Below are 19,914 nucleotides of genomic sequence, written 5' to 3' on the forward strand. Positions count from 1 at the left end.
TGACTGGCTATACTCCCCGTACTTCTTGACTGGGGGTTGACGAGTGGGTAGGCCAGACACCTCTTTTGATATAGCTATAGTTCATAACTATACTATCTGACTATACTAATTTCACAATCAATGCCACCCTGAATGGCGATCATAGACAAGAGCAGTTGCAGACTATAGTTGTATTTCCTACCTATACTCTTCAGTAATAGCCGCTCACTATCCTACAACACTGAGCAGTTCCATGCCCAAATGAGGATCTGGAGAAGATTATCAAGTGTGTGGTCGTGCGAGATCGACGTCAAGAATAGGCGTACTTTCCAGCAGCACACGTCAATCGGCCAGATTAGAGGCATCAACGGAATAGCTCAGCAGTAGCATACAAACTACAACTATACTTCATAACTATAGTATACATCTATATTTTAAAGATATAGTAATAACTCACCTCACTGAGGAGACCCAACCAGAACCAACTCAGTTGTCGTTGACTGGGCCTTTATATTTGGATTTGATTTTGTCACCCTCTCGCCACTGCCAGTAGTAGTAGCGATTGTCGTTGATCTCTTTGATCGTAATCGTCGCCTTCGTGGGGACATCATCTGGAAGGTCGTCGGGCCGCTCTTTGAGTTCCCCTTCCGGTGTATCTTCCTCGCGACGAGCCGCGCGCTCCTCGTGTTCGGCCAACTCTTCGGCGTAGCGGGCAACGTCTCGAAGACGGTTCGGTGATGATTCATTGAGGGCATTGACGATTTCGCTGGGGAGATTCGTCGGCGGCGTCGGTGGCTCGTCGGACATCGGCTGTTGACTCGTGTTAACCAACAACCGACGCTAATCAAAAATTTTGTTGGTTAAATTGATGACGCCGACTTCCTGCTTCGAGCTAGGTTACAACGTGCTGCGACGCATCGTCCAACATTCGGGCGCAAGCATAGACCTCCTCGTGGACAAGTAGCGCCAGTTCGTCACTCTGGGCGACAACTTCGTCGCATGAATAGTACTCTGCGAACACGCCAGTTGAGCCATCGCTATCCTCAAGCTCGATGATTGAGGTATGCCTCAATCTCTTCGCCACAGTCAAGTCATCGACCAAGTATCGTCGAATCACTCGTCATAGGGGATTGTGGAGACGCATGTGATACTGTTCTGTTGTAGATAGAGATGAAGCCACTTCACGAAGGAAGTAGAAAGTTGAGTACGTTCTTCACCCTTGTGCAGCGACCTCGGTATCGTCAGTCCCAACGCCAAGGTCGTACTCTACGTGGATATCGCTGTACCAGACGACCGGCCGCTTTGATCGGCCATCCTGCTCAAATTCGACAAGTCCGAGTTCTGCGAGGTCGTTGATAGCGTTCGAGACGTTCTTGATGTCACGATCAACGAGTCGTGCGAGCTCGCGGAGACTCTTCGGTTCTTCGCGGGCAGTAGTCCGGATAAGTTCGAGATTTTTTTCGCTCAGAACACGTGCAAGTGCAGCCTCGTCTGGAAGTGAGACGCCAGTGTGGTCATCAGTCAGTTCACCAGCGTCGGCTTTCGCTGCGGCTTCGAGTGCACGGTCGAAGAACTCGTCGTTCGATTCGACGCGGACGGTGAGTGTGTTTTCGGTCATGGTTTGTTGGTTGGTGTAGATGGCCCCTACTGGTTTATCGGTGTGTTTCAACTTCGTCTTGGAAGCGTCGAAGTAGTGTTTCTACCCCTGGGAATGGGATTTCTTCGACGGTATCTCCCTCGTGTCGTTCGTGTACACCGTGATGGTTGTCGTAACGAACGATAGGATCGTCGCCTCCCTTCCGACCGTAGTGAAGCCCGTATTTGACACCTTCTGGGAATTTCTCCGATTTGGGAACGCTGAGGATACGGATATGAATAATTTTGTTATCAAACTCGCGGGTGTCTTGATACAGAACTTCGACTTCATCGGAGGGTGGCATCTACGAGTGTTGGTATGTATGCCAACATAATAAATATGTTGGTGGCGGAACCAACAGTATCCTTCGAAGTTTGGCATTGAAGAGTGAGTTCTCAGTTTCGGCGGGACAATATCTCAACCAGTATGGATTGACAGCAATAGTCTGGTACCTATCTGCCTTAGGTACTCTAGCACCTAGTTTGGCATGCTACCACACTTCATATCGGCCAGTAAATATATAATATTCCATCAATCTGGTTGACATGTACGCACCGCAAGACAATCGGTGTGGAACGATACCGAACACATGATCTCCCGCTCAGTCACCGTCGAAGACATCGATGAGTTGTTCCTCAGGTGGAACGACCATCTCAACGCATCGGCCCTCTATCGGCAAGCCCTCCGCGACGAGATGCAACTTCGCGACGTTGAGCCGCACGAACTCCGCGCACAACTCTCCGAGGCGCGTGAGTTGGGCTACTCGCTCGATGAGATTGCAACCATGACGAGTCGCTACGCCGACCTCCAAGCGCTCGTGTACGACCACACCGAGTGACCTCATGTCTGACTCACACTCCCCTACTGACGCTCGCTCCACCGACCAGCGACGGCCCTCCCGATCCATCCTCCGACACGTCGCAATCGGAAGCGTCCTGTTCACGATCGCTGCTGTCCAGCCAGTTGCCGCACAAGACAGCGTGGTCTGCAGCGCTGAGAAATTGCCGGGGATGGTCGAGGGCTTCTTCCAGATTACGACGACACTCGGCTTCATTGGGTTAGCAGTCATCTGGCAGGCCGACTCCCTCGCTGAGATCTTCACCGCCAGCCCCGAACAGAAAAAGCGACTCAAAGTCCACAAGCGCGCAGCACTCAAATCCGCCCTCATCTTGGCGGTGCTCGGCCCGCTGTACACCGTCGTAGCGTCGATTATGGGGCTCCCACTCGGGGACTGCGTGAACCTCACTCCCTGGTAAGCGCCCCACCAATCCACCTTTGCCCTCCCATGAAGCATCGAGTACCCTCCGTACTGGTAGCCGCGTTGCTCGTGTCGAGTTCCATTATCGGCCTCGCCACGGCACAGCCCCCGAGACCAGGGACTGAGACAAACGGCCTCACGGAAAACGAGTCGGCAACGCTCTGGTCTCGCGATAGCGACCGCTACGTCAGCCAACAGGCCTACCAGCAGCAGTACGGCGACGACCGAACGGCACTCCACCAACTCGCCAACGGGACTGACATTACGTTCACGCGCCCGCCGGCGACGGCCGCAACGTGGACGCGCAACGACTTCGCTGATCTCGACGCCGGCGGGCCCGACACGTCGACGTACCCGCCTCATGCGTCACTCGAAGATGGGACGTTCATCGACGATGCGCACGCGACGATTTTCGCAGTCACCCCATCGACGCGTGGCCATCTCGATGCAGGTGAGACACCCCTCTATATCGCTCCTAACGGGACAGTTCGTGGCCTCGTCGATTATCGTGTTCGCGTTCCAACCGGGAACGAAACGGGCAATCAGACCGTCGACTGGGCACTCGTCTCTCACGAGATTGAGAACACCCGTCTGAAAATCGATGGCATCACCGTTGCCTCGACTGCTGGCACTCACACGCCAGAATTACAGTATCACACCACTCACTCGTGGAGCGCGAATCTCACGCTCGAAGCGACCATCTCTGTCCGCCTCAAGAAGACCGTCGAGACGACGGTTGGTGGCGAATCCGAGGCAACAGTCAACTACCGGACGGAGACACGAACCGTCTCAGATACACTCGATGCCGAGATTTACGACCTCGCGGCGTACCCCTACTACGCGCAGTACCCGAACGGGGATACTGGCGTCGCGATTTTCCAGTCCCGGCCGTGGCAGGGCTATACGCTCACCGACGATGAGACCTCCAGAGTCCGTGGTGTGTGGCGGTTCTACACCGCTCGCAACACGAACTGGGACACACTCGTTACGTCGACCGGGACGTCGACAACTACGGAACAGTCGGATGCGATTCCCGTGAGGGTTCACGCGTATCCCTCGCAGATCGGGCCGCGAGCAGAGCCCGTTCGTGATGGACCGGATATCATCGACACGTGGGGGGCTGACCGGGCGTCACCCCGTGAGACGATCGGCGAGAACGTGACTGTCGAAGTCGTCAACCAGTCGTACACGCCCACGTACGGGCTGGCCGTCCGTGCAGAGTCCGTCGACCGGGAGGCGCTTCGGGTAGGCGGGATCGTTCGCGGCGTGAATGCCACGATTGTCGACCCCCAAGTCGGGTCGGCGCGACAGCTTCGCGAGAGTAACCTCTCTGTTGAGCTCGTTTCGCAGACGACGTCGAACGCGACGCTTCGAGTTGAGTTGCGCGATAACCAGACGGGTGCGCCAATCGCGTCGAATGGGAGTGACCGACAGTACCCGATTGGCGGGCCGTCACACAGCGGCTACATCACGGTGGGTGACCAGCGCGTTGAGACCAACGAGAGTGGCGTCGCAGTCGTCACACTGGACGAGCCGGGGATCTACACGGTCCGTTACCACCCCGGCACGTGGCTTGGCCACGACCCAGCATATGTGGGCGACACGGCCTCCGTTCGCTGGCACCCACTCGGGACTCTCGACGGCTGGGTTGCGTTCGTATTCGAAGTCGGCTGGCAGGCAATTCCGTTCGTCGTGACGTTCTACGCCGGTCGCCGACTCCTCCGCATGTTTGGACCGACAGATAGCGACTACCGAAACCAATGATTCCAACCGATTCACCGCTTGATAGACGTACCGTCCTTCGAACCGTTGGCGGGGCCGCGCTCGCCAGCGTTGCCGGCTGCCTCGATGGTAGCCGTAACTCGGGCACAACGACGCCCGACCAGACATCGGCGACGACCGAGCGTGCTGGTCCCCTCTCACGCATCGCTGTTGAGGGGCAAGCCATCGTTGTGGAAGTTGATGCTGACGCACCCGTCGAACAGGTGAACCTCATTCAGCCGAATGGGGAACTCTTCGGGAGACGTGGGCTTGCCGCCGGCGCACGACAGGTTTCGTTCGAAATCGGGACTGCCTACGAGCCCGGTGAGTACCGTGTCGTCGCGTTGGATGGTGACGAAACTGTTGCTGAGGGTTCTCTCGAGATTAGCCCTCAGATTGAGATTCAGGACGTTGGGCTGTTTCGAAATGTCCCGGATAAGCCGTGGGACGAGGTCTATGGAGATACTGAGACAGACCGTCTCAAAAACGGTGAAGCAGTAGTCACCGTGGAGAATCATGGAACAGGTCCTGACGCAGTTGTTGAATTGATATTTGCTGAAGACGTTCCAAATCCTATTTCGGACCCTCGTGGGAGTGGAATGTACGAAACTGAACAAGTCGTTGTTGCGCCGGGAGAGACAGTTGACCTGTTCAGTAACTCATTCCCATTCGGTTCAGAATCAGAGAAAGGCATGGGTTGTTCCTCTGAGGGGAACTCTGGACAATTTAGAACCATTATTGAGACCCGAGTTGATGCAGATCAAGTCTCGAAGTCGTTCGATGTGACGTACTCTGGGTCCAGCAGTATGAGTGAATGTGAGGTCACTATCACGGAGGCCTGACTAATGGTTGACTTAATCGATGTCGTACTAGAAGGGTTCAAAGACATCGTTGAGTGGATTATCTCTTCGTTCATGGAGGGTTTGCGGTCTGGATACCGAACGTTGTCTGAGGGCATGTTTGGAACCCCGACGCCTCAGACCGATGGTGTGTTCATCTTTGGTGATCCAACCAATACGCCTTGGCCAGCGATTCACGATGGACTCATTGGTGGCGAAATAACGCTCATTGCACTCTTATTGCTCATAATGAGTGTCCAGGGCCGTCATACGATCCGAATATTCAATATCGGTAGTGCATACGAAGCACGAAAAACCAAGAAAACTGCCTGGGTCGGTGCCGTCTTGATTATCTCTTGGTACTGGATTAGTACCCTCTCACTATTCCTTATTGATGGATTCACCATCGCTCTACTGCCGGATGTCTCTTCAGTATCCACGGCGATGCTGCGCTTTCTAGGGGGTTCCATCACCAACCCGAGCTTAGGCCTGCTGTTCGCTTTTCTGGGTGGTGTTTCTATGTGGGCCCTGGAAGCGGTGTTCTACATTCGGACAATTCTCCTCTTCGTCTATCTGTATGGGATGCCGATCGCATTCGCTCTCACCTACGGAAACATCCCAGTTGTCTCGGATGTTGCAATGGGATTCGCTAAACGCTTCGTCCCGTTGGCTGTTCTTCCACTTCCAGCTGCAATAATATTCAAGGGATACGATCTCTTGTACGTTGGAGCGTCGCTAACACCTGATTCAGCGTTTCTCAGCTATCTCGTCTCTGTATCTCTTCCACTCATCTCACTCTATGTGACGTGGAAGACGTTCACGTACGCGACACCCCTCACCGCGAAGGTGATTGGTGGTGCAACGCGAGGCGCAGCCCTCGTCGGCGGCGTCGCAGCCGGCGCGTATGTCGGTGGTGCTGGCGTTGCGACGACTGCCGCCCGCTGGGGGCCGAAAGCCGCCGCCGGCCAAGCCCTCGCCCAGCGAGCAGCCGCACAGCGTGACTCGACTGATTACAGCGACGGACTGCCATCGTACCGGCGGACCGAAAACGAACCTCGAACCCGCTAACTATGTCGACAGATCAAGACACAGCCGCTCGGCGCATCATGGACCAGTTCGGCGAAGCGAGTCGCATCCCCTACCTCAATATCGAAGAGGGTGACGTCGGTATCCTCATCGCTCTCCCCATCTGTGGGTTGCTCCTCGCCGGCCTCACGGGCATTGAATCACTCGCCGTCCCGCTTATCGCAAGCGGCCTCGGGATGGGCGCGGCCATCGTCTACGTCACCCCCGACCATCTGAACGCGTGGACCTGGACGAAAGACGTCTATCGATACGCCAAACGGCCCCGGATTACGCTGAGTGCGCCAGAGCACCCTGACGGCCAAACGAACGAGACCGTGCGCAACGAGGGCGGACTCGCGAACTACACGCCATTCACACCGGACGAGCGAACCCAAGACCTCACGAATATCGAGCGAGCGTGGCCCGGCGCCGGCGCGATTCAGCGGACTGACGGCGCGATGGAGGCGTTCATCGAAATCGACCCGGGGAACATGGACTTCGCGATGGCCGACGACTGGGCCCAACTTCAGGATGCAGGCGCCGAGTTCGCCAACAAAGAACTCGACTCGAAGCTCAAATTCCACGCAACAACCCGGTCATTCCCGGTCGAACAGATCACCGAGACGATCGAGGAGCGACTCACCGACGAAGACGTCACACAGAACCCAATCTTCCGGGAACTCCTCGAGGAGTATCGGGAGACGCGGCCTAAAGAGATGCGTGACCGCGGCATTCAGCAGGTTCGATACTATATCGGCGTGGAAGTCTCGCCACTCGAAGTCTACGACCGATACCGTGACGAGGGAACGCCGGCTGAAAAGCTGACGCAGTTCCCCGTGATTGGCATTCTTTTCAACCCGTTCGTCACACGACGAGAGGACCTCTCCGACGTCGAACGGCGCGCCCAGATGTTCGAGAAGCTGGACGACCGGATCGCAGACGTCCGTTCCGAGTTCATCCAGCAGGCCTCCGGCTGGTCTGCCCACCGACTCAGCACGGTCGAGTTGTTCGTTCTGAACATGGACTTCTGGAACGGCGAGGAACACGATTTCGAGACCGAAGCAGACGTAATTCGCGAACAGCCGATTCTCGGTCGCTCACGCCGGGAGGAGGCGTTCGATGCGTAACCTCCCGCTGCAGGCGAGTCGTGATATTCTCACGCAACTCACCCAGTGGGCTCAACAGCCGACATCCCCCGAAGGTGCAGCATTCTATCTGGGGACTATCGTGGTACTCGGCGTCGGCGGGACAGCCCTCTGGCAGCGGTACCGCACCGACGACGAGCCGGAAGTCGACTTTTCGGATGTCCTCGACGAGGAAACTCTCGAAGCCGGCGAGGCAGAAGGCCAACTCCTCGACGACATCTCGGAGTCACACAAGACGGCGACAGCACCGGCGGCAATCGAATGGGAGACGCGAGCCGCCCGTGTCGGTGAGCAATGGACGACGACGCTGTACATCGCTGATTACGCCGACTACCCGAATGACGGCTACTTGAGTGACCTCTTCGAGTTGACCGACGTCGAGTTCGACCTGACGGCGCACATTACACCGAAGAACCAGCAACGCGCGCGGAACGAACTACAGGATATTGCGGACGACCTGCAGGTCGACGCCGATTTAGAACAGAGCGTCCGGAGTGAGTACCTCCAAGAGCGAGCCAACGAGGCAGCGGCGACGTACAAGGCCGTCGAGAGTGGTGCGAGTGTGTTCGACCAAGGGCTATTCGTCACCGTCCGCGCCGACGACACGGACGACCTCCAAGACGCCGTCAGAGCAGTCAAAAGCGCGCTCCGTGACGAACCGGCGAATCTCACGCCGAAGACGGCTATCTGCCGGCAGGACCTCGCGCTCCAGTCCGCCGCCCCAATCGGCGACAACGTCTTCGGCCGGGAGTCGATTGCCCTCGGTGGCGCTGTGGGCTCGCTTCTGGCGTCGCCACACAACGCGACGATTCTCGAAGAAGGCGGCGTCGAGTTCGGAATCCACAAGGACAACCAGAGTCCGGTCGTCATCGACCCGTTCGCCCGCGATAACGGTTATGCGATGTTTACTGTCGGCGACACCGGCTCTGGCAAATCGTTCGGTGCGAAAGAGAACTTCATCCGGTCGATCGAGCAGAGCAAGGACCGCATCGGCATCATTCTCGAACCGCTCAACAACTGGGCGGGCGTCTCCGAAGCGCTCGATGCCAAGCGAATTACCGTCGGTGGGACGCTCGGACTAAACCCGCTCGAAATCCGCCAGACGCCCGAACACGTCCAGCGGGCGATGGGTGAAGACGCGAGTCCGTTCAACGAGAAACTCGACGACGCGATGAGCTTCCTGACGAATTTCTTCGCTCTCCGCGGTATCTCACTTGGCGACCGCCGAACGACGCTCGAACTTGGACTCAGACAGGCCTACGAGCGTCATGGCATTACTGATGATATCACGACACACGGCAACCCGAGCCCGACGATTCGAGACATGTTGGACGTCTTCGAAGAAATGGTCGACGACCCCGAGTCGTTCGTCGTCCGGTCGGATGCGGAAGCTGAGAAACTTAGCGACGATGCGACGTGGTTGATCGATCAACTGCGGCCCTTCGAAGAAGCGGGCCGCTACGCGAACCTCGGGAAGGAATCGGAGTTCGACATCCGTGACGAGAAAGTCATCTACCTCGACCTCGCCCAGCAGGAGGGGAGCGTCGACAGCAGTACGGCGCTGACGATGCAGTTGCTCATCTCGCTCGTCTACGAGCGAGCGAAAGAGACGGACAAAGAGGTCGTGTTCGTCATCGATGAAGCGCGGTACATCATGCAGGACGCCGCGAGTCTGGCGTTCCTCGAAACAGTGTTCCGACACCACCGCCACCACGATCTCTCGATTCGCCTCGTTACTCAGACCGTCGACGAGTTCTTCGAACACGCTGAAAGTGAGGCTATCCTCGACCAGTGTGCTGTCAAGCAGTTCCATCGCTTGGATGGGATGGACAAGGAATGGGCCGACGAGTTCGGCCTGAATCACGCCCAGATGCGGTACGTACAGGACGCGGTGCCCGGGAACGAAGACGCTGGTTTCTCCGAGGCGCTTGTCGGCGTCGACGGCGAGTGGCGCGGTATCAGAGTCGAAGCAATGCCCAAAGAGAAGGAAGTCATCGACTTTGACCCGACCGAGCAGCGCCGGGCGTCGCTGCCCGGAGCTGGTGGGTCGGCGGTCTCTGAGGATATTGAGACCTTTCGGACGGAGTTAGCGCAGCAAGCAAACGGTGAGTCACAAGACATGCAGACTGATTCAACAGCAACTGACAACGGCCAGCTTGGAGGTACCGACGATGTCTGAGCGTGCGTATCTTCGCGTGACGCCCACCTCAGAGGAACTTACTCCTCGTGGCATCCCGCAGACCCTTGAGAGTCTCCACAAATTGACCCCTGACAGCTCGGGTCTGCGGTCGAAACTCAACCCGTTTACATCCGCGACCCCACCGCGCTTTGAGTTCCTTGCGCTTAGCACGGGACAAGATGCGCCGGTTGAGTTCTACTATGGCGCTGACGACTATCTCGGAACACTCGAAGAGCGGCTTCGGTCGATCTATCCGAAGACGTTCGACATCGAGCGTGTCGAGGTGGACGTCGCGTCGAAGCTGATTCACCCGGTCGCATTGTCTCACGAGGAATTTGTCGAGCGGTACCAGCAGGGTGACCTGCAGTATGAGTTCTCCGACGACGAACAGTATTCGGCTGCAGATGTCGACGCCGGCACAGTGCCTGACGGCGGCACAACCACAACACGTGAGTCTGGGGATTCACCGACGGACGCTACCGACGAGATGGGTGGCAGAACGGCGGACGGACTGGTGTCGATTGGAGAGACAGTTGTCGAACTTGAAACGACTGACTCCCTCGCTGACGAGGCTTCGCCCACGTCGGTCGAGAAGCCGACAGTGACCGCAGACGGGACGATTCTCGCCCGCCCCGCGGCCGACGCCGTCTCACCACGGGGCGTGCGGTGGTGTGGGTCGGCAGTTCGGAAGCAAGACTGGATGTCGTCGTTGACACCGCTGACGGCGACGCCCGACGAGAGCACGCTGCCGGCGGTCGACGAACCGGGAGCTGTGCTTGCGTCGCTGATCGACCACCTGAATGATGCACGCGAACCGCTCGCGTTCCAAGTCGTGTTTCAGCGCCGGGAGAGCTGGCAAGCGGATGCGGAACTCCGCAAAGAGGACTTGAATGATGGACGGGATACGCTGTCGCAGAAGATCCTTGGCGACCTGCTCGACCCCGAACTGGAGTACGAACGTCGCACCCGTGACGAGTTGAGTGACATCGTCGTCAAGCGGCTTGACGCGATTGATGCGGTCAACCCCAAGCGCTCGTACACGACGAATATCCGGGCGATTGGTGTACCAACGAGTGAGGCTGGCCGCGACGCCCTTGATGACCGCCTGTCGTCACTCGCGCCGGTCTTTGACCCACTCGACGGCCCGTTCTACGAGATCGAAGCGGCGCGACTTCGAGACCGTGGCTTCCGACAATCGAAGAAAGAACAAAACGCGCGAGCAGCGCTCCAGCGACTCCTCTCGCGAGAGGTAACGACTGGACGTGGTAAGACCCGGCCGGAGTTGGTTCTCTGTGGGGCCGAGCTTGCGAACTTCGTGGTTGTCCCTTCGTCGGAACGATTGACAATGGAGGGTTCTCGTGGGACGCGTGCTGAGCAACAGAGTCGGAACCCGCTTGCCCGTCCGAATCCGGATCTCATGAGCGAGTTCCGTGAGGGCATGGCAATCGGCTACGCGCTTGATGAGACTGGTGAAGCAGAGGAGCAACCGACGCGTCTTCCTCCCGGACTGCTGCCGACACACTATGGCCGGTTTGGGACGACTGGGGCCGGTAAGTCCAAGGCACAGATCAATGAACTCCTCTCACTCTACGAGACGACGACTGGGCCGTCGGTTCTCATCGAACCAAAGGGCGACGGCATGGCGGAGAACTACATGCGTGCGCATGCTGCGCGTTTCGGGTTGGACGACCTCAGAGAGAATGTCATTTACTTCTCTCTTCCGGACGTCCTTCCCGGGTTCTCGTTTTTTAATCTCGAACCGTCGCTCGAAAACGGGCTCCGGCGAGAAGATGCGATCCAGCGTAAGGCCGACCATTACGAGGAGATTCTAAAACTCGTTATGGGGGTTGACCGCTACGAGCGGGCGACAGTCGCGCCGGGATTGATTAAGTCGCTGATCAAAGTGTTGTTTGACGAGACGCATGGTCGCGAAAATGGCCAGTATCGCGAGTCAGCGGACTACTTCGCTCATCGGCAGTTAGAGTCTGTGCTTGACCAACTTTGGCAAGCAGGGCCACCTCAGCCAGATCTGAGTGCTGCCCCGCAATCGAGTGACGAGGCTGTCTCGCGGTCACTCCGACGACAGTTACAGGCAGACAAGACGACCTTCTCGAATGTGTTGGGTGGTGTCGGCAATCGCCTTTCAGTTATTTCGGATGACACACACCTGCGTCGAATCTTCAACAACACCGAGCCACAGTTTGATTTCCGCGATGTCATCGACGACGACACGGTGATTCTCTTTGATCTGGGTGATCTCCGCGAGGATGCCGCTCGCGTCATGACCGGTGTGATTCTGACCAACCTCGAGGACGCCCTGAAAGAAGAGAACCAGGATGTCGGTAAGCGGCCGGACGATTACGTGGTTAATCTCTTGATTGATGAGGCAGCGTCGGTTGCTGTTTCGGACGTCATGAATACACTACTCGAGCAAGGGCGGAGTTTCCGGCTATCAGTCGGGCTCTCGATGCAGTTCCCCGAGCAAATGAAAGCAGAAGGCGGACGGCGCGCCTACCTCAACGTTCTCAACAATATCGGGAGTCCGATTGTGGGAAAGATCAACGTTGACCGTGAGCTCGCTAGGGCGATGGCTCACGAGGAAATGGACCCAACAGCGTTCGCAAATCGGATTCGGTCACTTCCGCGTGGTGAGTGGATTGCGAATCTTCCAAGTCCGATCTTCGGTGAGACTGGGCCGTATCCGTTCAGTCTCGCTCCGCTTCCGATTCCGGATGGGCATCCTGAGAGCAACCGCCCTCTTACCGAGAGTGAGGAGTCTCGATTTAGTGAGACACTCAGTCGGATGCAGGGCCACGTTGACGAGACGTACGGCGTGACCACGACTGAGGCACCGACGGCAGAACTCCCCGACAAACTCAGTACCACGCTTGACATTACCGATGGGGAACTCGACACGGCTCTTGCGAAAGTCGTTCGAGCGGTGCAACTTCGGCTGTCCGAACGTGAGACGAACGGCTGGGTTCCAGTCAAAACCGTTGATGATGAACTCCGCCGTCTGTGTGACGAATCGGGTGGTGATGCCCTGACGTACGACGAACTATCGACGATTCGCCAGCGCTCTCACTTCCTTGAAACGACGGTTCATCTCGATCAAGACGAACTCGTGATTCGTCTCACTGAAGCGGGCGAAGCGGTTGCTACCCCTGATACTGGGACAGTCCAATCTGCTGGTAGTTCGAAGCATGACGCTGCTCTCGCGCAAATCGAAGCAGAACTGACGACCCATGGCTGTACAGTATCTGTCCTCAGCCAAGACGGGAGCGAGAAACCTGATGGGCGTGCGACGCACCCAGCGTTTGACGCTCCGTTTGCCATCGAGGTCGAGACGACAACGCCAGGGAAGCCTGCAAAAGTCCTCACGAACCTCCGCAAAGCACAGGAGGCGGGGGAAATCCCGATGTTTGTTGTTCGGGCTGGTGAGCCGGAACCCTACTGGGCAGAACGTGTCGAACAGGTGCTGTCGCCGCCGCTTCGTGAACTCCAGTCAGGGGACACGCGGTTCTATACGACTGATTCAACGATTTCGTTCAATGGTGGAGCGAGCGAGGAGGGTGGTCTGACGGCACTTCGACCCGTGTCGCCTGAGAGCACACAGACGGTCTGGTCACGAGTCGATGGGTGCCTTGTTTTGGAAGACGGTGCTGGGGGTGAACTGCTTCGAGTTGAGTCATTAGACGAAATCTCGAAGAGTCGACTGCCTGCGGTTTACAGCTATGATTCGGTGGCCGATGAGTACGTCGTCTACGCGGAGGGCGAGCAGTATGTCTACGACTCGAAAGAGGCGTTTACTGCTGACTGGACTAAGCTCAAGCGGCCATTTGTCCCTGAAGTCGAACTGCCGTATCCAGGATTCAGTAGTGAGCAGTATCTCATCGTCATTCTTCGGAACGACGGTGACGCAGTAATCTATCGGGACGGCACAGTACGGCCCTTGAGTGAACTCTCGGAGCTGGATCTCGTCGCACAGCCAACCCAATCCAATACCGAAGCGGCCGAAAGAGCTGTAGCCCCCGGATCAGACGAGACTCTGGTTGATGTGTCGGAGCTTGCAGACGACCCTGATGCTGTTGTGGGCCGCTTCGCAGAGGTGTTCCTCCGTGAGACAGCCCACGGATCTGTCTCCTCTGAACGGGTTTACAACTGCTATCAGTCGTGGGTGACTGAACAGGGTCTTTCACCGGACTCAAAGCGGTGGTTCACACGCCGGCTGAGACAGCACGTTGAGTTCGATAGTACGGTCAAGAAAGAAGGGGATGCGACAACTCGCCATTACGACGGGCTCGCCCTCACTCAGGAGGAATTGTCTAATGAATGATACTGGTCTGTCAACGTTTGTACCCGGTCAGACGAACAACGGCCGATTCAACAAGAAATCGGCCGAAGGAGTGTTCAGACGGATGGTTACGACAGGTTACGATAGTCTCGCCCAGAGTTACGACAGCCGTTACGATAGAATTCGGATAATAGCGGGACTGAACGGCGTATCTTGGACAGATTCGGATTGTCGGTTACGACAGAAACCGACTAGTATAGACAGGGGGGACCCCGTCGGAACTGGGCATTGTCCAAGTGAGCAGACGACACAGACATATTTGGACTCTGAAATGACTGCGAGTCAGCGAGGAACAACGAATGTGTGATGAAATTGACCTCGATATAGACCAGCTGCCACCCGAACTTCGCGAGCGTGAGCAGTGGGTTTGCTGGCGGAGTGAGATGCGAGATGACAAAGCGACGAAGGTCCCCGTCAACCCTGCAACTGGCGGCTTCGGTTCGGCAACTGATTCTGTGACATGGTCTGATCTCAATACTGCGGTTGCGGCTGTCGAGTCAGACGACGCTGATGGGATTGGGTTTGTGTTCACCGATGACGACCCGTTTGTCGGTGTGGATTTAGACGACTGTCGAGACCCCGAGACGGGTACGATTGACGACGACGCACAGGCGATAATCACACAGCTAGATTCCTACACGGAGGTGTCGCCATCGGGAACGGGTTTCCACACCCTCGTTGTGGGTGAGCTTCCCGCAGGACGGAATCGCCGTGGAGGCGTTGAGTGCTACGATACGGCGCGCTTCTTCACAGTAACCGGTCTCACGTTGCGGGGACGCCAACAGAGATCACACGTCGACAGGATGCACTTGTCGACATCCATCGTGAATACGTCCAGTCCGATACTGCGTCGACAACGGAGCCACTGGGCTCAACACCACCCGCAGCAGCACGTGATGACGCGAGTGAGCCTGCCCTCAATGACGAGGTTGTGCTGACAAAAGCGAGGGAGGCAGCGAACGGTGAGAAGTTCGACCGGTTGTGGCGGGGGCAGACAAGTGGGTATGAGAGCCACTCGGAGGCAGATATGGCACTCTGCTGTCTACTCGCGTTCTGGACGGGTGGGAACCACCCCCAGATGGACCGCCTCTTTCGAGATTCGGGGCTGTATCGCGAGAAATGGGACGAAGTCCACTATGCAGACGGGTCGACATACGGTGAGAAGACACTTGAACGAGCAATCCAGCAGACATCGGAGTTCTACGACCCAGATACGCAGCCTCGTGAGGACCACGAGACTACGATGGAACAGAGTGTGGGAACGCAGCCAACGCAGAACACGGCGTATCTCGCCGAAAAGAACCAGGTGTTGACTGAGCGAGTTGAAACGCTTGAGGCGACCCTCGCAGAAAAACAGGCGTACATTGAGGAGTTAGAAGCGACTGTTGACCGGCTTGAGCAGCGTGTCGAGGCAGCAGCACCGCGTGACCAGGATGAAGATCGTGACACGAAATCTGCGTCAGTGTGGGAGCGAACACGATCGTGGTTGAAATGAGACCGGGTCACCGCAACATGGGCTGATAGTGAGATACTCTCGCTGACGACACGACCCTGTTGAAATTCTTCGACCTTGACAGAATCCGCGTGACACAGACAGAGGGTGAGTTCAGCAAGACTTCGATGTTCGATTCAGGCGACCAGCGATGAAACAGCCGAAAGGTAGGTGTGCAATCTTCCCACAGTATACTTTTCAAGACCACTCTCACCAGAGTCTTTATTCTGTATTAAACACACATCGCACACATGACCGGGAGTGGCACTATCGAGCGGATTTTTATCGCCCCAGAAGCCGAAGCGAAGATGGAAGAACAGACTGACGTTGAAGCAGTTGCCGGACAGGGGCTCCGAGGAGATCGCTACTTTAGCGAGATTGAGACGGGGACCTTTGTCGGGTGGGAATCAGATGAGGAACGCCACGATGGGTACGACCTCACGTTGATTGAGCAAGAGGCTGTAACAGCAATCGAACGGGAATCGGGAATCAAACTCGAACCGGGAGAACACCGACGAAACATCGAAACCCGTGATGTTGCACTCAACCACCTCGTCGGACAACGATTCCGAGTCGGTGACGCCATCTGTCGAGGGAATCGACTGTGCGAACCCTGTAATCATCTTCAACGCATCACTCAGGATGGCGTATTGCAGGCGCTAACTCACCGAGGTGGGCTCCGGGCAGATATTATTGAAGATGGGATTATCCGCCCCGGAGATGTAATCGAACCGATCGAATAATCCTCGTGTAGAAACCGTCCGTCTTCCCGCTTGCAGCTGCCATATCTGGCGGACAACGGTCACGCTTTCGAATCGGGACGTCAGAACGAAAAACAGAACGTGTGCGCTACGGTAGCGCCCTCCGGAGGTCTTCACAAAGGTCGTCAGCGTCTTCAAGGCCAACGGATACTCGAACCAACGTCTCGGGAACCTCCGCCGAATCTTCACTTCGACTGAATTCGTCTGGAAGCATTAGTGACGGTACCTCAATAAGGCTCTCAACCCCACCGAGACTCGCTCCCGGCGTGAAAATCTCCAGTCCCTCGATAAACGCCTCAAGTTCGATGGGAGTACCATCGAACTCGAAGGACAGCATCCCGCTGTACCCCGACATCTGCTCACTCGCAAGGTCATGTTGCGGGTGGCTCTCAAGCCCCGGATAGTAGACACGAGTGACTCGATCGTGGTTTTCGAGGAACCTGGCAACTGCCATCGCGTTCTTCTCGTGATGTTCCATCCGCGCGGGCAATGTCTTGATGCCTCGAGCAACGAGATAGCAGTCGAACGGCGACAGCATATTCCCAAACCCAACCCGCTGTGCGAACGACAATTGCTCGAACACCCTACTGTCGTCGGTGATAACGGCACCGCCGATCGAGTCAGAATGCCCGTTAAGGTACTTGGTGGTGCTGTGAACGACAATATCGGCACCCAGTTCGAGCGGGGCCTGGTAGTACGGACTTGCAAAGGTACTGTCTACAGCGAACAGGGCAGCGTGGTCATCGGCAAGATCGGCTATCGCTTGGATATCGCACAACCTAATCAAAGGATTCGATGGTGTTTCTGCCCAGATCAGGTCAGTATCCGCGTTGACCGCATCGGCGACGTTATCGGGGTCACGAGCGTCAACGAAGTCGATGTCAACGCCGAGATGTCCGGCCATGTGTTCCGTGAGCAGTTTTTCGGTTCCGCTGTAGATGGTGTCCGAAGAGACAACATGACCTCCTGGGGGGACGAGTGACAACACCGTCGTCGATGTGGCGGCCATTCCGGAGGCGAACGCTAGTGCATGTTCACCGCCTTCAAGGCGAGCTAACTGCTCTTCGAGGGCTGCCCGCGTCGGATTGCTCTCTCGCGAATAGTCGTGTTCATTGGCATCCTCCTCACTGGCCCACTTGAACGTTGTCGAGAGGTGGATCGGCGAGACGACGTCGTTCGTTCCATCTTTGTGAGAATGCGTCTCGGTTTCTGCTGCGCCGACGGCGGTGGTTGCGAATCGGTTCTTGCTGGACCGGTCATCGTGTCGTGTCATAGGTTACTCACTACAAGACCCACTCGGACGGTGGACATATATCTGATACAATTGGTCACAGTTTCGGAGTTTGGGGTCTGGTGCGTGTCTTATTTTCACGCCAACTGAATTTGATTAGGCTCTCTCCTTGTGGTTTTTTTTGAATTTAGCACGGTGAGAGAACTTTAAAAAGATTTCTGTGTGACATAAAATCAGAATCGGCAGACTGCTCCTATCTCATCGTTGTTGTGCTTGAACAGAAGGCACAACACGTCCATCCTCCGAGACTGTGAATTGGTGGTTCATAGGTGTTCTCTGTAGCGGTAGAGGGTTGTAGAGTTATAGGCGAGACTGGCCAGAGACGAACCCTGAACTAGGCACAGGCTAGCGGTCTATAGCAAATGGTGTGCTCCCAGAAGGGAAGTCTCTTATTCACATTGGAGAGTAAACTGTAGTGATGTATCTTGTCATGTTCCGCCTTGACCCGGGGGAGTACGATGCAGAGTTTCATGAGTTGAATGACGCGATACAAGTGGCTGCCGAGGACACAGAGGGGTATCTGAGCAAGCGGACGTGGCATGCCTCTGAGAGTGAAGAGATTCTCGTCGTGTACTACTGGGAGTCGTTGGATGCGCTTGAGTCGTTTGGCGCAGATTCTGACCACAAAGAGGCAAAACAGCGATGGACAGAGTGGTACGATGCGTACGAAGTCACCGTTACAGAAGTCGTTGAGGCGTACGGGAGTGGGTTTGGTGACGACGCCGATCCACCCCTATAGCATCCCGAGCCGATATAACGTCCTCAAAATAGAACGGGCCAGCTGGCAGAGCACTACTCGGTGTCCTATCTATCGGGGATTTTCTTTCGTCCATTCGAGGACTTCACTCGCGTGTTCATCTGGTGGGAAGATTAGGTAGAAGACGTGCTCAATGCGTCCTTCAGAAATAACCATCGTTAACCGCTTCAGATATTCATCCCCCTCGATAGTGAAAGCCGGTAATTCAAGTTCGCTCGCCAGCTCCCATTCGGTCTCGCTGAGCATCTCGAAGGGGAGGTGCAGCCGGTCACGAGCCTCACACTGGTACTCGGCCGTCTGCGTGGACAGGCCAAACACCTCCCCGACGCTGTTCTCGAGGAGTTCGTCGTAGTGGCTGCGGAAACCGCGTGACTCGGGAGTGCAGCCGCGGGCACCCGGAACGTCTTCCCACTCCTCCGGAATCACGTCCTTGTTGGGCCACCCCGTCAGTGGGGAGACGTAGGTCACCGTTCGACGAGGGAGGTCTTGTAGGTTGACCGTCGTGCCGTCGGTTACCGGGAACGAGACGTCGGGCATCTCCGTTCCCTGGAGGTGATCAGCCGCTCCATCACCTTCCGGTACTGGTAGATCGTCCGGTAGGGAGGAACCCTCCGGACATAGTTCTATTCATCTCGCCATAATTACTTAAAATTCCTCAAAAAGAATATATCCAGATTAGATTCAATAATTTCTTCTTAGCTGAATACCACCCGCTAAAATTCCGGTGGACGGCTTAGGCAAAATTTGATGGTGTAATGGCAGTGGGCAAACGTTTTATTCCGAGACACCCCACAACTGCCGGTATTTCTGATGGTGTAGGCGGAATCAAAGACACAATCACGTGCGACAAAAGCAGGACTCGGTTGTATGATAGGCGTAACCGCTACACTTTTATTTCGTATGTAGTTTTTAATGTCCACCCGAGACAGCGTGTAGACCGACGATACCGACGACGATTACGCCGATGAATAGTAGTCGGGCGAGAGCGGCTGGTTCATCAAAGAGAATAATTCCAAGCGTTGCTGTCCCAACGGCCCCGATACCTGTCCAGACAGCGTATGCTGTCCCGATAGGGAGATCTTTGACGGCTTGAGCCAGGAGACCCATACTGATGATGAGAGCGACAATAGTACCGACTGTTGGTACTGGCTTTGAGAGTCCATCTGAATATTCGAGTCCAATTGCCCAGCCAATCTCAAACAGGCCTGCGAGTATGAGAATATACCACGACATTACATTTCTGCTTCGCTGTCCAATCTGTCTATAGCTTCTGCTATCCATTGAACGAGACCGATTCAACTACCTTGGCACGGGCGTTGGGCTGTGTACTCGCGAATCAGCATTCCTGGTCGTCTTCTTAGTCTGGAAGATATCCCCCACGGTAGGGGTGTCTGAAT

Annotated in this window: 16 protein-coding genes and 1 pseudogene; 11 read left to right on the forward strand and 6 right to left on the reverse strand. The window is 56.1% G+C overall.

Annotated elements, in window-relative coordinates; translation table 11 throughout:
• Positions 1-465 precede the first annotated feature (465 nt).
• The 3 genes from AM590_RS13065 to AM590_RS19940 all read right to left on the reverse strand — a co-directional run bounded on the left by AM590_RS13065 (position 466) and on the right by AM590_RS19940 (position 1,919).
• The gene (locus tag AM590_RS13065) at positions 466-786 is read right to left on the reverse strand and encodes a hypothetical protein (protein WP_058827861.1); all 321 of its coding nucleotides are present in this window, start codon (positions 784-786) and stop codon (positions 466-468) included.
• A 406-nt stretch (positions 787-1,192) separates the two neighbouring features.
• On the reverse strand, positions 1,193-1,597 hold the full coding sequence (locus tag AM590_RS13070; RefSeq protein ID WP_004967633.1) for a winged helix DNA-binding protein: 405 nt from the start codon (positions 1,595-1,597) through the stop codon (positions 1,193-1,195).
• A 34-nt stretch (positions 1,598-1,631) separates the two neighbouring features.
• Positions 1,632-1,919: a DUF6516 family protein gene (locus tag AM590_RS19940; protein ID WP_082256344.1), complete on the reverse strand. Its 288-nt coding sequence runs from the start codon at positions 1,917-1,919 to the stop codon at positions 1,632-1,634.
• A 285-nt stretch (positions 1,920-2,204) separates the two neighbouring features.
• On the opposite strand from AM590_RS19940, the gene AM590_RS13080 reads away from it, so the two are divergent.
• The 10 genes and pseudogenes from AM590_RS13080 (at position 2,205) to AM590_RS19950 (ending at position 16,451) form a co-directional block, all read left to right on the forward strand.
• Complete coding sequence (locus AM590_RS13080) at positions 2,205-2,453, forward strand: hypothetical protein (protein WP_004967632.1); 249 nt, start codon at positions 2,205-2,207, stop codon at positions 2,451-2,453.
• Between the two features lie 4 nt (positions 2,454-2,457).
• Positions 2,458-2,871 carry a hypothetical protein gene (locus tag AM590_RS13085; RefSeq protein WP_004967631.1) on the forward strand — a complete coding sequence of 138 codons (414 nt, stop codon included), beginning with the start codon at positions 2,458-2,460 and terminating at the stop codon, positions 2,869-2,871.
• A gap of 29 nt (positions 2,872-2,900) precedes the next feature.
• On the forward strand, positions 2,901-4,637 hold the full coding sequence (locus AM590_RS13090; RefSeq protein ID WP_058827862.1) for a hypothetical protein: 1,737 nt from the start codon (positions 2,901-2,903) through the stop codon (positions 4,635-4,637).
• Positions 4,634-5,476 (forward strand): hypothetical protein, encoded by an 843-nt coding sequence (locus AM590_RS19945; protein WP_082677722.1) that lies wholly within the window; start codon positions 4,634-4,636, stop codon positions 5,474-5,476. Before AM590_RS13090 ends, AM590_RS19945 begins: the two co-directional genes overlap by 4 nt.
• A gap of 3 nt (positions 5,477-5,479) precedes the next feature.
• Positions 5,480-6,541, forward strand: a complete 1,062-nt coding sequence (locus AM590_RS13100; protein WP_058827864.1) for a hypothetical protein — start codon at positions 5,480-5,482, stop codon at positions 6,539-6,541.
• Between the two features lie 2 nt (positions 6,542-6,543).
• Positions 6,544-7,665, forward strand: coding sequence for a hypothetical protein (locus AM590_RS13105; protein ID WP_058827865.1), 1,122 nt, complete (start codon positions 6,544-6,546; stop codon positions 7,663-7,665).
• On the forward strand, positions 7,658-9,862 hold the full coding sequence (locus tag AM590_RS13110; protein ID WP_058827866.1) for a VirB4 family type IV secretion system protein: 2,205 nt from the start codon (positions 7,658-7,660) through the stop codon (positions 9,860-9,862). The genes AM590_RS13105 and AM590_RS13110 overlap by 8 nt, the downstream gene beginning before the upstream one ends.
• The gene (locus AM590_RS13115) at positions 9,855-14,198 is read left to right on the forward strand and encodes a type IV secretory system conjugative DNA transfer family protein (RefSeq protein ID WP_058827867.1); all 4,344 of its coding nucleotides are present in this window, start codon (positions 9,855-9,857) and stop codon (positions 14,196-14,198) included. Before AM590_RS13110 ends, AM590_RS13115 begins: the two co-directional genes overlap by 8 nt.
• Positions 14,199-14,515: 317 nt before the next feature.
• A pseudogene (locus AM590_RS13120) lies at positions 14,516-15,711 on the forward strand (hypothetical protein).
• 248 nt (positions 15,712-15,959) lie between these two features.
• Positions 15,960-16,451: an MOSC domain-containing protein gene (locus tag AM590_RS19950; protein ID WP_082677723.1), complete on the forward strand. Its 492-nt coding sequence runs from the start codon at positions 15,960-15,962 to the stop codon at positions 16,449-16,451.
• Between the two features lie 106 nt (positions 16,452-16,557).
• Here the strand turns inward: AM590_RS19950 and AM590_RS13130 are convergent, their stop codons facing one another.
• Positions 16,558-17,742, reverse strand: a complete 1,185-nt coding sequence (locus AM590_RS13130; protein WP_058827869.1) for a PLP-dependent aspartate aminotransferase family protein — start codon at positions 17,740-17,742, stop codon at positions 16,558-16,560.
• 436 nt (positions 17,743-18,178) lie between these two features.
• On the opposite strand from AM590_RS13130, the gene AM590_RS13135 reads away from it, so the two are divergent.
• A complete protein-coding gene (locus AM590_RS13135; RefSeq protein WP_058827870.1) occupies positions 18,179-18,499 on the forward strand; it encodes an antibiotic biosynthesis monooxygenase in 321 nt (106 codons plus the stop codon).
• 69 nt (positions 18,500-18,568) lie between these two features.
• On the opposite strand, the gene AM590_RS13140 is transcribed toward AM590_RS13135, so the two are convergent.
• Complete coding sequence (locus tag AM590_RS13140) at positions 18,569-19,054, reverse strand: peroxiredoxin (RefSeq protein ID WP_082677724.1); 486 nt, start codon at positions 19,052-19,054, stop codon at positions 18,569-18,571.
• 372 nt (positions 19,055-19,426) lie between these two features.
• Positions 19,427-19,750: a quaternary ammonium compound efflux SMR transporter SugE gene (gene sugE, locus AM590_RS19955; protein ID WP_082677725.1), complete on the reverse strand. Its 324-nt coding sequence runs from the start codon at positions 19,748-19,750 to the stop codon at positions 19,427-19,429.
• Positions 19,751-19,914: the final 164 nt, after the last annotated feature.

It is taken from the genome of Haloferax sp. Q22, assembly GCF_001482285.1.
GTDB lineage: Archaea > Halobacteriota > Halobacteria > Halobacteriales > Haloferacaceae > Haloferax.

Coding starts and splice junctions, on each gene's coding strand:
- AM590_RS13065 (WP_058827861.1), bottom strand. CDS start 786: ATGTCCGACGAGCCACCGACGCCGCCGACGAATCTCCCCAGCGAAATC.
- AM590_RS13105 (WP_058827865.1), top strand. CDS start 6,544: ATGTCGACAGATCAAGACACAGCCGCTCGGCGCATCATGGACCAGTTC.
- AM590_RS13115 (WP_058827867.1), top strand. CDS start 9,855: ATGTCTGAGCGTGCGTATCTTCGCGTGACGCCCACCTCAGAGGAACTT.
- AM590_RS13130 (WP_058827869.1), bottom strand. CDS start 17,742: ATGACACGACACGATGACCGGTCCAGCAAGAACCGATTCGCAACCACC.
- AM590_RS13070 (WP_004967633.1), bottom strand. CDS start 1,597: ATGACCGAAAACACACTCACCGTCCGCGTCGAATCGAACGACGAGTTC.
- AM590_RS13135 (WP_058827870.1), top strand. CDS start 18,179: ATGTATCTTGTCATGTTCCGCCTTGACCCGGGGGAGTACGATGCAGAG.
- sugE (WP_082677725.1), bottom strand. CDS start 19,750: ATGTCGTGGTATATTCTCATACTCGCAGGCCTGTTTGAGATTGGCTGG.
- AM590_RS19945 (WP_082677722.1), top strand. CDS start 4,634: ATGATTCCAACCGATTCACCGCTTGATAGACGTACCGTCCTTCGAACC.
- AM590_RS19940 (WP_082256344.1), bottom strand. CDS start 1,919: ATGCCACCCTCCGATGAAGTCGAAGTTCTGTATCAAGACACCCGCGAG.
- AM590_RS13080 (WP_004967632.1), top strand. CDS start 2,205: ATGATCTCCCGCTCAGTCACCGTCGAAGACATCGATGAGTTGTTCCTC.
- AM590_RS13140 (WP_082677724.1), bottom strand. CDS start 19,054: ATGCCCGACGTCTCGTTCCCGGTAACCGACGGCACGACGGTCAACCTA.
- AM590_RS13085 (WP_004967631.1), top strand. CDS start 2,458: ATGTCTGACTCACACTCCCCTACTGACGCTCGCTCCACCGACCAGCGA.
- AM590_RS13100 (WP_058827864.1), top strand. CDS start 5,480: ATGGTTGACTTAATCGATGTCGTACTAGAAGGGTTCAAAGACATCGTT.
- AM590_RS13090 (WP_058827862.1), top strand. CDS start 2,901: ATGAAGCATCGAGTACCCTCCGTACTGGTAGCCGCGTTGCTCGTGTCG.
- AM590_RS13110 (WP_058827866.1), top strand. CDS start 7,658: ATGCGTAACCTCCCGCTGCAGGCGAGTCGTGATATTCTCACGCAACTC.
- AM590_RS19950 (WP_082677723.1), top strand. CDS start 15,960: ATGACCGGGAGTGGCACTATCGAGCGGATTTTTATCGCCCCAGAAGCC.